Annotated in this window: 12 protein-coding genes; 2 read left to right on the forward strand and 10 right to left on the reverse strand. The window is 37.0% G+C overall.

Features of this window, described 5'->3' with window-relative positions; all coding sequences use genetic code 11:
* Positions 1-397: 397 nt before the first annotated feature.
* The 9 genes from V7137_RS20255 to V7137_RS20295 form a co-directional block, all read right to left on the reverse strand.
* Positions 398-817, reverse strand: a complete 420-nt coding sequence (locus V7137_RS20255; protein WP_335699746.1) for a DUF6526 family protein — start codon at positions 815-817, stop codon at positions 398-400.
* 24 nt (positions 818-841) lie between these two features.
* Positions 842-1942 (reverse strand): ABC transporter permease, encoded by a 1101-nt coding sequence (locus V7137_RS20260; RefSeq protein ID WP_335699747.1) that lies wholly within the window; start codon positions 1940-1942, stop codon positions 842-844.
* Positions 1939-2871 carry an ABC transporter ATP-binding protein gene (locus V7137_RS20265; protein WP_335699748.1) on the reverse strand — a complete coding sequence of 311 codons (933 nt, stop codon included), beginning with the start codon at positions 2869-2871 and terminating at the stop codon, positions 1939-1941. The genes V7137_RS20260 and V7137_RS20265 overlap by 4 nt, the downstream gene beginning before the upstream one ends.
* Positions 2872-3064: 193 nt before the next feature.
* Positions 3065-3688, reverse strand: a complete 624-nt coding sequence (locus V7137_RS20270) for a DUF2238 domain-containing protein (RefSeq protein WP_335699749.1) — start codon at positions 3686-3688, stop codon at positions 3065-3067.
* A 415-nt stretch (positions 3689-4103) separates the two neighbouring features.
* Positions 4104-4832 (reverse strand): amino acid ABC transporter ATP-binding protein, encoded by a 729-nt coding sequence (locus V7137_RS20275; protein ID WP_335699750.1) that lies wholly within the window; start codon positions 4830-4832, stop codon positions 4104-4106.
* Positions 4829-5473, reverse strand: a complete 645-nt coding sequence (locus V7137_RS20280) for an amino acid ABC transporter permease (RefSeq protein ID WP_218347297.1) — start codon at positions 5471-5473, stop codon at positions 4829-4831. The genes V7137_RS20275 and V7137_RS20280 overlap by 4 nt, the downstream gene beginning before the upstream one ends.
* Before the next feature lie 62 nt (positions 5474-5535).
* On the reverse strand, positions 5536-6306 hold the full coding sequence (locus tag V7137_RS20285) for a transporter substrate-binding domain-containing protein (protein ID WP_335699751.1): 771 nt from the start codon (positions 6304-6306) through the stop codon (positions 5536-5538).
* A gap of 373 nt (positions 6307-6679) precedes the next feature.
* A complete protein-coding gene (locus V7137_RS20290; protein WP_335699752.1) occupies positions 6680-7870 on the reverse strand; it encodes a MalY/PatB family protein in 1191 nt (396 codons plus the stop codon).
* Positions 7871-8052: 182 nt separating this feature from the next.
* Entirely contained in the window at positions 8053-8352 is a 300-nt protein-coding gene (locus V7137_RS20295) for a MerR family transcriptional regulator (protein ID WP_218347294.1), read from the reverse strand.
* A 451-nt stretch (positions 8353-8803) separates the two neighbouring features.
* On the opposite strand from V7137_RS20295, the gene V7137_RS20300 reads away from it, so the two are divergent.
* Together V7137_RS20300 and V7137_RS20305 are read left to right on the forward strand one after the other, a co-directional pair.
* Positions 8804-9778 (forward strand): 2-hydroxyacid dehydrogenase, encoded by a 975-nt coding sequence (locus V7137_RS20300; RefSeq protein WP_335699753.1) that lies wholly within the window; start codon positions 8804-8806, stop codon positions 9776-9778.
* Between the two features lie 21 nt (positions 9779-9799).
* Positions 9800-10477, forward strand: a complete 678-nt coding sequence (locus V7137_RS20305) for a YdeI/OmpD-associated family protein (protein WP_335699754.1) — start codon at positions 9800-9802, stop codon at positions 10475-10477.
* 38 nt (positions 10478-10515) lie between these two features.
* Here V7137_RS20305 and V7137_RS20310 read toward each other — a convergent pair whose 3' ends face one another.
* Entirely contained in the window at positions 10516-11061 is a 546-nt protein-coding gene (locus V7137_RS20310) for a short-chain dehydrogenase (RefSeq protein WP_335699755.1), read from the reverse strand.
* Positions 11062-11159 lie beyond the last annotated feature (98 nt).

Here is an 11159-nt window from a genome sequence, read left to right on the forward strand (position 1 = left end):
AGGTTGACAGTGCCCGAAGACGTGGAAAATGTAACGACCTCATAGAGACCGTTACATTAATTAATCAGGGTTTCGGCCACTAAAAGAACTCTCTTACTTACCGTATCCCCATGCAATATCAGCTTTCGGGCATTTAAGAGGCCGCTTTCTTACCCGAATCCTTCCCTAAAACTGTTTTCGGGCATTTAACCACCTTTTACATCAACACAATCCCTTCTGGAAGTTTAATAGAAGTTAGAATGTCCGTCTCTTTCACGCGATCAACAGAATAGGAAGAACCATTCAATATCTCATGATCCAGAAACCCGGGGTGGCACATCAATTTCACCAAATCACACTTCTTTTAACATTAATATTAAAATCTCTATCCAATTTGGAGAATAGATTTTTGCTAAAATTACACTCTATAATAATCTGCTTTCCAATTAGTAATCTGTTTCTTAATTTCATCTGGGCTTAAATTTTGTGAAACTGCCTTTTCGCTTAGTTCCGGTAACTCATCATCACTAGCAAATCTAAGAGCTATAATTTGACCCATTGTAAGTCTGGTATCAAGTAATTTTCCTGTCAAAACATAATGGCGAAGATTTTCTTCTGCTCGTATCGCTCGGTCCTGTGCCTTTAAAGGATACTGTCTAATTAATAAAAACATGATGGCCAAGATAATAACGATGGCTAAAAAAAGGATGGCAGATAGACTGATTCCGTTTCTTATAATTAACCAAATAGCACCCACCAATGTAATTAATAATAATAGCGTTAAGATATAATGAAACAATGGGTGAAATCTACGGTGATTCTGGTAATTTTGATTCATTGTTTTTCCTCCTATAATGTTTTTTTACTCCCATTTAAATGTATAACTAGCTATCACAAATGCAGCAATTAGCCAACCGCCTAAAATAGCTGTTTCCATCCCCAAACTCGTCCAGCTTGCCCCAACATTCATGATTTCTCGCAATGCCGTGCTTAAATGTGAAATCGGCAGGATCTTTACGATAGGTTGAAGGAACTCCGGCATATTTTTTATTGGGAAGAAAACTCCCCCTAAAAATAACATTGGGAATGATAGCACACCTGCGATCGGTGCAGCACTTTCAGGTGTTTTTGCAATTCCCGCAATGATGAACCCGATTGCCATAAAAGATAGTGTTCCAAGAACGATAAAACATATCAAGGTAAACCAAGAACCGCGAACTTCAACGCCAAATAAGAGATGGGCAACTAGTAATACTATCAGCGCTTGCAATCCATTCATTACCAACCTAGCTGTAATTTGTGCTGCTATGAAAGTAGAGGCTTTGAGGGTAGTCCCCTGCATCCTGCGTAAAATCCCACGCTCTCTCCATGCTGCAATTTGACCAGCTACCCCATTCATGTTATTACTCATAATCATCATAGCAACAATACCTGGTACCAAGAAATCAATATATTGCAATTGAAGAGCTTGTATTCCGTGCGAATCCATCACAACGACTGGCTGATAAGAAACAATACGTTTACTAATTTCATCGATTACTCCATTCACAAGAGCTAAGCCTACCTGTGAAACAGCAAAATTCGTATCATTATAATAAACCGGGATGTTGAATGGCTTTACTTGTGATCCACTATTTTTCAAACTAGATTCATAGCCTTTAGGAATGAGGACGACAAGTTGTAAATCACCATTTTTCAAACTGGCTTGTGCAGACTCTTCATCTTTTCTCATCTCTAGATGAATTGCTTCATTTTTTTTAAGAGATTTTACAAACTCGCTTGAAAACGTTGTGTGATCTTCATCAATCAGTCCGATTGACAGGGATAGTCCATTTCCTTTACCTAAAAATAGACCTAGCATGGTCATGAGGAGGATCGGGAAGATCAAAGTCCACATCAGCACCTGGCGATTCCGTAGAAAAATGCGCAGCTGTGCAAGAGTTAACTGCCAGTAAGCTTTCATGCTTCTCTTAATCTCCTTCCCGTCATGTGAATAAATACATCTTCTAGTGTCGCTGTCCTTGTTTGCAGATCCATTATTTGCAGATTGTTATCAGCTGCAAATTGGATTAAGCTTGTCAATGTGTTCTGTAAATGATCCGTATAAAGTACATGGATATCTGTTTGATTTCCAACTTTCTTAACACCGTCAATACTAGAGAAATCAATGAAGTCTACTTCTTCTAAGACTCTAAACTCTAAGGCGCTATCTGACTGGAGATTTTTCACTAATTGAGTAGGGGCGTCCAAAGCAATCAGTTCCCCTTGATCCATGATGGCAATCCGATCGCATAGATTGTGTGCCTCATCCATGTAATGAGTGGTTAACACGATTGTTTTGCCTTTATTTTTCAATTGAAGAACAATATCCCATAATGATCGTCTAGCTTGAGGATCTAAACCCGTGGTCGGTTCATCCAAGAAAACAACTTGTGGATCGTGAACCAACGCTAGAGCAATCGCTAAACGCTGCTTTTGACCACCTGAAAGACCTTTTATTCGGCTTTTGCTTTTCTCAGTAAGCAACACATCTTCTATGAGTTGAGAAATAGAAATATGTGATGGATAAAAGCTTGCGTACATTTGCAGAATTTCCTCAACCGTCAGCAGTTCAAAAAGCGAAGTTGATTGTAACTGTACCCCGATGATTTCCTTTACTTTCGAAAGCTCACGTAAAATATCGTGTGAACCAATTATGGCTGTTCCTTCATCTGGTTTACGCAGGCCTACCAGCATTTCAAGCGTAGTTGTTTTCCCTGCGCCATTAGGACCCAAGAGACCGAATATCTCACCTTTTCGGACTTGAAAATGGATACCACTCACCGCTTTAAATGATCCATAGTTCTTTACAAGTCCTTTTACATCAATAATAGTATCTTGTGAAAATTTCATGTAGGTGCTTCCTCCTCTCAATGAGAATTGAATAGGAAGTGTAAGTCCTCCCTGTTTCCCCAATTTATTGCTAAAAATACTTTCCTCCACAGGAAAACCTTACCATTACAAATGTGTTACGTCTACAAAATAAAAAATTGGCTTAAATAACTAGTGACACGCACTACAAAAATCCCACTTTCTTTTTTGTATTTCAATCCTTCATTTTTTCTAATAGCCTGTTATGTACTTTTGATAAGATGAGTAACGCGAGGATAGAACCAATAAAGGTTAATAACATATCCCACTGTGCGTCCCAAATATCACCTTGTGCTCCTAAAAACTCAGTGGAAGTCTTTCTGTTCTTTGTTAATTTAGTCGATAACCATTCGATAATTTCATACATAGCTCCAATTGCGAGTGAAAAACTTAATATCATAGATATTAACCAAGGACCTTTTTTAGTCACTCTTTTTCGGATTAATATTTCTCTTATTACAATGGCAAACAATCCTTTTAAGAAATGCCCAAAGCGGTCATAGTGGTTTCGGTTTAATTCAAAATAATCTTTTATCCAAGTAAAAAGTGGAACCTTTGAGTAAGTATAATGACCACCAATGAAGGTAAGAATCGAAAGAATGGCAATTATGATATAGGCTAGCGAAGTAAGACGAAACTTATTATAGGTAATAAGTACAATCATACACATCACAATGGCAGGAACTACTTCCATCGCCCATATTAAATATCCTGCTGGCTTATAGATTGACCAGCCAAAAACGGCAATAACAAACAAAAAAAGTAGTAAATGAAAGTAAGCACTTTTATCTCTTATCACTTAACTCACTCCTAATGATATTACAGTTGTAAAGTTAAAAACTAACTAACTTGCTCTCCGTTGCAAAATAAAAAAATAACTTTTATAGGTTGTCCATCCTAACTTTTATTAAACAACATAGCTGTTTAATTTTCTGTACAAAATGAATATCAAAAGCGATGGGTTTTAATTCAATGGAGTTATCTAGGAGTAAAACGAAATAGGAATATATAAATCGAAGGTATTTTTCCAACATCACAGGTATCCTCTCCAACAAGGACCACTAATATAGTAAATAAAAATAAGCCATCAAATACTAGATTCATTCATACTCTAGTATTTAATGGCTTATATGCTACGTCTCAAATAAAAAAATGTATTAACAGGTAATTTGCAAACATGTTTTCCTTATTCAAGTAGGAAACCATGTTGTAGTTTAAAGTACCTTGCTTAAGAACGCTTGAGTTCGTTCGTGCTTAGGGTTACTGAATAACTCATTCGGTTTATTTTCTTCAACAATGTAACCTCCGTCCATGAAGATGACCCGATCGCCGACTTCCCTGGCAAAACCCATTTCATGGGTAACCACAACCATTGTCATACCTTCTATAGCAAGCTGTTTCATAACTTCTAAAACATCACCAACCATTTCAGGATCAAGTGCAGATGTCGGCTCGTCAAATAGCATAATTTTTGGATTCATGGCTAGTGCCCTGGCAATGGCAACCCGCTGCTTTTGCCCCCCAGATAGTTCTCCAGGAAAGCTATTCGCTTTTTCTCTTAGACCTACTTTGTCTAATAGCTCAAATGCCAATTTTTCAGCTGCTGCTTTATCAATCGCGTGAATTTTAATAGGTCCCATGGTGATGTTCTCTAATACAGTTTTATGAGGAAATAGATTAAATTGCTGAAACACCATTCCTACTTCTTGTCTAACTTTGTTTATATTGATTTTTGGGTCTGTTATATCCTGTCCGTTAATGACTACCTCTCCACCTGAAATTTCTTCAAGGCGATTTAAACAGCGAAGGAACGTACTCTTTCCTGAGCCAGAAGGACCAATAACGCAAACTACCTCTTTTTCTTTTATTTCTGCATTGATATCTTTTAATACCTCTACCTTACCAAACGATTTTCTTAGGTTTTTAACAGTGATCATGCTCATCTAATCTGAATCCTCCTTTCTATGAAATTAGCAAGCAGTGTTAATAAATAAATAATAATAAAGTAAATGATCCCAACAGCAAGCCAAATCTTAAATGCTTCGAAGGTGGCAGAGGCTTGAATTTGTCCTTGCTGAGTTAAATCTGCAATCCCAATAACAGATAATAGAGACGTATCCTTTAAACTTATAATTGATTGGTTTGTAATCGTAGGAAGCATTCTTCTAAAGGCCTGTGGAAGCACCACATATCGCATGGTTTGTGCGCCTGTAAAACCAATCGACCTCGCTGCTTCAGTCTGTCCTTTATCAATCGATTGAATTCCCGCTCTGATAATCTCAGCAAAATATGCCCCCGCATTAATGGCAACAGTGATGATCCCAGCGGTTGTGCTGTTTAAGGAAACCAATTGGAGAGAGTTTACACCGAAATAGATAAAAAACAATTGTACAATAAATGGTGTTCCACGAATGGCATCAACATAAACCTTAGCAATCCAGTTTAAGAACTTGATTGGTGCTAATCGCAATAACGCTATTACTAAACCAATTAAAAAACCTAGAATAATGGCAATTACAAATATATACAGGGTTACTTGAAGCCCTTTTAATAACATGGGCAATGCTGCAGAAATAATATCCATCTTGTTCATCCCCTTTCAAAAAAGAAAGCGCGCATTAAGCGCGCCTAATCATCACATATTCTCTATTCACCTAGGTAAGTTTTGATAATTTTATCATACGTTCCATCTTTCTTTAACTCTTCAAAACCTTTGTTAATTTTTTTCAAAAGATCTTGGTTTTGTCCTTTTAGAACAGCAATTCCATATTGATCTCCATTTAAACGATCACCCACGATTTTTAATCCAAGGTCTTTTTGGGCAATTGCATAAGAAATTACAGGATAATCTTCAATAAGTGCATCTGCATTTCCGTTTGATACCTCTTGGAACATGGCAGGACTATCATTAAATTGAACAACCGTAATTCCTAATTTTGCAGCATTATCTTGTGCAAATTTTGCACCTGTTGTACCTTTTTTAACAGCTACTTTTTTACCTTTAAGATTTTTGACTGATTGAATACTTGAATTATCTTTTTTAACAACGACTGTTAACCCAGCATCAAAATATGGTGTTGAGAAATCTACTACCTTTTTTCTATCATCCGTAATACTCATTCCTGCAATGGCCACATCTAGCTGATTTGCTTGCATTGCTGGGATGATACCACCGAAATCCATTGGAGAAAGTTCAATTTTAAAGTCTTGGTTTTTCGCAATTGCATTGATTAACTCAATATCAATCCCCTTATACTCGTTACCTTCTTTAAATTCAAATGGCGGATAAGTGGTATCCACACCAACTTTATATACTTTTCCACCTTTTTCTTTCTCGCCTGCTGTTTCTTTGCTTCCACAAGCAGCGATAAAGATAGAAAGGATTAATAACAAACTTAATAGACCTAATTTCTTCATTTCATTCTCCCCTTAATTATCAGATTGTTCTCCACTTGCTGAATATAGTGAATTTACTTATCTAATATAGCACATATGGTTAACAGAAAAAAAGGATTAAACTATATGAATATACAAAAAAATTTAACAATAAACATACTACTATAATATTGATGTTTATGATTTATTTAAATTATTGAGATGGGTATTAACAAAATGATTACTAGACATACTTTTATTAAAGAAAGCCTTCACTAAAAGAAAAATTTATTTTTCTTTTTCTTATTAATTTGTATTTCAATATTAAAAATCCTATAACTTGCCCTCATTTTTTTTCACAAGACAAAACCGCTTGGAAGGAATGTTCCATGCGGTTTTGCCTATATTTCACCCATTAATTGACATCTTCGAATTCTCTTGCAATTCTTTCAAACGCTTCCTGGATGAGTGGTCTTGGTGACGGGATACAAATTCTTTGCCACTGTACCCCTTCTTTGCCAAACATCTTCCCATCTTCAAGAAGAACATTCGCTTTATTGTAGATCCGATCATGGATCTCTTCCGGCGAGAGCCCATAACCGCTAAAATCCATCCACATAATATAGGTCCCCTCTGGGATCCTCACTTTAACTTTCGGCATTTTCTCCGCTAAGAATTGGACTGCCCATTCCATTGTCCCATCAATATAGTCCTTCAGTTGCTCTAACCAATCTTCTCCTTCATTATAGACGGCAATCAGTGCAGAAACGGTAAAGGGTGAGGGCAAGTGCATCCCCATCACCTTATTATATGTATTGCGAAGTTCTGGATTCGAGATAATCACATTCGTACAATGAAGTCCAGCGACATTGAATGTCTTATTAATCGCTGTAAAAGTAATAATCCGATCACGATGTTCGGAAGCTTTGGCGATTGGAGTAAAGGTCTGATTTCGGCGAATTAAATCGCCGTGGATTTCATCCGCAACGATGAGGACATCATGTTGCGCACAAATATCGGCTAATCTTTTTAATTCCTCCTGGGTAAACACTCTTCCAGTTGGATTGTGAGGATTACATAAAATGAACATTTTCGTCGTTTCTTCTTTTGCCTTCGCTTCAAAATCGTCAAAATCAATTTGATAATAGCCTTCACTATTCGCATTAAGGGCATTATTCACAACTTTTCGTCCGTTGGCTTCAACCGCCGAAGTAAACGGCGGATAAACTGGTCGTTGGATAATGATCCCATCCCCTGGGTTGGTTAATGCTTTGACAGCAACATTTAGGGCATGGACCGTTCCGGGGCTAAAGCTAATTTCTTCCTGTGCGAACTCCCAATCATGTCTCTTTTTAAACCAATGCTGAATGGCTTCAAAATATTCTTTTGGAAAAATGGTATAACCGAAAATCCTATGATCGACTGTCTTATGTAACGCATCTACTAACGGCTGGGGTACAGGTAAATCCATATCTGCTGTAAACAACGGGATGGTCTCTTCATCATAGCGATCAGTCAGACCAATCTGTTTAATTAACTCTCCTCCATCCCACTTAATTGAATAAGTTCCCCTGCGATTAACCAATTCATCAAAGTTATACTTCATTTACATCCACCTTTCCTCTTCTTATTTCTGTTAATAATTTATTGGCTATATCTAATTATAGCGATAATGCGAAGTGATTAAAAATTTAAAAGAAACATTCATCTAAGTTTACTCTGATAAGAAAAAAGAGCCAGGCCTGTTAGCCTTGCTCCATCCTGCGTGTTATTCCTGCAAAAACCTTATCATTTCATTTTAAAATGAGAATTGATTTGACCAATAATCATCTTATGCTTTTCCTTTTTCGCTAGATCTCTGCGAATTTCATGTGTTTGTACGCCTTCTTCTATTTTTTCCGCAATTTCTATGAGTCTTTCAATATCCGCAAATGAATACTTGCGCGTCCCATTTGGAGTCCTGTCAGGAAAAATAAGCTTTCGTGTTTCATAATAGTGGATTTGCCTGCTGGATAGACCTGTTAATTCCATCACAATTCCTATTGTGATGACCTTTTGATCACGATAGGATGGGTTTTCGTTGCCCAAGATACCACCTGCCCCATTTATTTTGGTTTATTTTAAAAAGTGTGAATTTTATAATAATAATTGATGTTATATATTCTAACATAACATGTAATAAACTAAAACAATAAATTCCTTTCCTACAAAAATTTTCATTTAATGCTCACGCAACTATTATCCTAATAAAAGTAATCATCAAGAATGTAAGCGAATTCAAGACTTTGCTTCATTATTGGTGAAAAAACCTTTCCATTACGTTTTTTATACAAAAGGGAATAATAATGAAAAATTTAGAAAACGCTTACCAAAAATCTTCCTTTTTTATATTCTACTATAATTAAAAAATGACAAAGAAATTGCACCAGATGTGGGTGCAGCTAACATGGTTAGCATTTTATATGGTTGACTCTTTAAAAATTGTATGTCACTTTAGAGATATATTCATACATACAGAAGGAGAAGGACTCATTCCCTTATGAAAAGAAAAATACTTGCCTACAACTTTGAATTCTCTGAAACACTAGATCGTTTTGGAGACCAATTTAACGTCGAAATTTTTGAAAAAATCAATCCCAAAACAGACCCTGCTTTTTTGCAAGCTCTAACGGAGGCGGAAGGAATTGTTGGTCTCGCGCTCCCCGTTGATAAAGAATTGTTGGATCGTGCTCCAAAATTAAAAATCGTTTCTAATAACTCAACAGGATTTAATAATCTAACCCTTGAGGAGATGACCAAGCGCGGCGTAATGGGAACAAACACTCCAGGCGTACTTGAGGATACCACGGCCGATGCGATTTTCGGCATACTGCTTGCTGCGGCAAGACGCATCCCTGAGTTGGACCAATTCGTCAAAACAGGAAATTGGAAGCAGCATTTAACCAGAAAAGAATATGCCATCGATGTTCACCATAAAACGTTAGGCATTATTGGAATGGGTAAAATTGGCTCATTAATTGCGAAACGTGGGCATTTTGGTTTTGACATGGATATTCTTTATCATAATCGAACCCCTAACCCTGAGGTTGAGGAAAAATATAATGCTGTCTATTGTTCACTTGATACCTTACTAAAGGAATCCGATTTTGTTTGTTTAATGACTCCGCTCACACCTCAAACCGAGCATTTAATGGGTGAACGAGAATTTAAATTGATGAAAAAATCGGCCATATTTGTCAATGGTTCGCGTGGAAAAACAGTCGATGAACAGGCACTAATTGAAGCATTACGAACGCAGAAAATCCATGGAGCGGCATTAGATGTGTTCCAAAATGAACCGGTCGGTGTGGATCATCCTCTGCTGCAATTTCCGAATGTCGTGACGACCCCTCATATTGGATCATCTACCCACGAAACGGAACTAAAAATGGCCAAACTTGCTGTCGAGAATTTAGTAGCAGGGTTATCTGGTATGCGTCCTAAGAACCTTGTTAATCCTGAGGTATTGCATTAATTTTACATAGGAGATTGAACTATGAATTCACCGAAATCCATTGTCGAAAAACTTAATTTGAAAAAATATCAGCGGAAATTGGTTCTAAACAAACCGGAAGAATTGGATGAGTTGAATGGATTAGATTATGAATCAGCTCTTAAAAATGAAAAATATGATCTGATCTTTATTTTTGTATTTAGTTTAGAGGAATTTGCACGGCAGCTTCAGTCAGTAATTGATAACCAATTACTCGAGAAAAATGGTTATGTCTATTTTGCCTATCCAAAAAAGAATAATCCAAAATATAAAGAATACATAGAACGAGACAGTTTGTTTGAGGCTGTAGCAATGGATGAAGAAGGTTATACACTTGGAAGTGACATTAAGTTTTCGAGAATGGTCAGTTTAAACGATGTGTTTACTGTGGTTGGGTTGAAATCAGCCCCTAAAAAGGCGAAAAAGGCTGATAGCAGTAAGGCTAGTCAATGTGTGGACGACTATATTGTTCATGTGGACGATATTAAACAGTATTTAAGCAAAAATGAAGATTTATTAGACATATATAATCAATTAACGTTTGGTTATCAAAAGGATTGGGCCCGCTACGTGTACAGTGCGAAACGAAAAGAAACCCAAGAAAAGCGCTTGTTAGAAATGGAGACAGTTCTTGGAGATGGCTATAAATCAATGGATTTATATCGAAGGCAACAAAAATAAACGTACCCCCTTCTTTTAAGTGAAGGGGGTTTTTGTTATTAGTGTGGCCGGGCATCATGCGGTTCCAAGACCCCTACTAAATGGTTTAATTTGTCGTCCTTTATCGATTCGATAACCCCTGCTGAGATTTCTTCATTCGTTAACCATCTCGAAGCATTCTCTTCCATAACAAATCCTAGTTGGACCTGCCGGTATAAATAGTTTTCATTTAATTGTACTTGGTCCCTTATCGCCCCTAAATTGGCCTGGCTCCCTAAAATGTGAAATAATCGCGAGTGTTGTGCGTTGTCTGGTAACACATCAGAAATCACCTTAAAAACATTCTTACCAGTGGAATGAACCCAGGCGACGACAAGATTAAACTCACCATGCTTCTTGATAGATTCCTTAAGCTGCTTTCGTAATTCTTCATCTAATCTGTAATCTACTAAAAGCGGTGTAATCATCGAGGGCTTCTTTGATACTAAGCGGCTCATTCGAACAGGGTCACGACCAATAACCGAGACATGAAAACCGTCATTTACCAACCACATAGAGACACTAGCTAACATTCCAGTGCCCCCAATAACAAGCGCATGTTTCATTCACGTTACTCCTTTTTGGGATAATGATAGATTTACTTTACCATTAAAAGGAATTAGGGCTCAACTGATAGGTGTAGGTTTGTGTATGGTATTTATAG

The sequence above is a fragment of the Neobacillus drentensis genome (genome assembly GCF_036962765.1).
GTDB classification, from domain to species: Bacteria; Bacillota; Bacilli; order Bacillales; family Cytobacillaceae; genus Neobacillus; species Neobacillus drentensis_C.

What these genes read in the sequence shown, in the direction of transcription:
- V7137_RS20255 (WP_335699746.1), bottom strand. Translation starts at nt 817, where the DNA reads ATGAATCAAAATTACCAGAATCACCGTAGATTTCACCCATTGTTTCAT.
- V7137_RS20260 (WP_335699747.1), bottom strand. Translation starts at nt 1,942, where the DNA reads ATGAAAGCTTACTGGCAGTTAACTCTTGCACAGCTGCGCATTTTTCTA.
- V7137_RS20290 (WP_335699752.1), bottom strand. Translation starts at nt 7,870, where the DNA reads ATGAAGTATAACTTTGATGAATTGGTTAATCGCAGGGGAACTTATTCA.
- V7137_RS20275 (WP_335699750.1), bottom strand. Translation starts at nt 4,832, where the DNA reads ATGAGCATGATCACTGTTAAAAACCTAAGAAAATCGTTTGGTAAGGTA.
- V7137_RS20280 (WP_218347297.1), bottom strand. Translation starts at nt 5,473, where the DNA reads ATGGATATTATTTCTGCAGCATTGCCCATGTTATTAAAAGGGCTTCAA.
- V7137_RS20305 (WP_335699754.1), top strand. Translation starts at nt 9,800, where the DNA reads ATGAATTCACCGAAATCCATTGTCGAAAAACTTAATTTGAAAAAATAT.
- V7137_RS20285 (WP_335699751.1), bottom strand. Translation starts at nt 6,306, where the DNA reads ATGAAGAAATTAGGTCTATTAAGTTTGTTATTAATCCTTTCTATCTTT.
- V7137_RS20310 (WP_335699755.1), bottom strand. Translation starts at nt 11,061, where the DNA reads ATGAAACATGCGCTTGTTATTGGGGGCACTGGAATGTTAGCTAGTGTC.
- V7137_RS20300 (WP_335699753.1), top strand. Translation starts at nt 8,804, where the DNA reads ATGAAAAGAAAAATACTTGCCTACAACTTTGAATTCTCTGAAACACTA.
- V7137_RS20265 (WP_335699748.1), bottom strand. Translation starts at nt 2,871, where the DNA reads ATGAAATTTTCACAAGATACTATTATTGATGTAAAAGGACTTGTAAAG.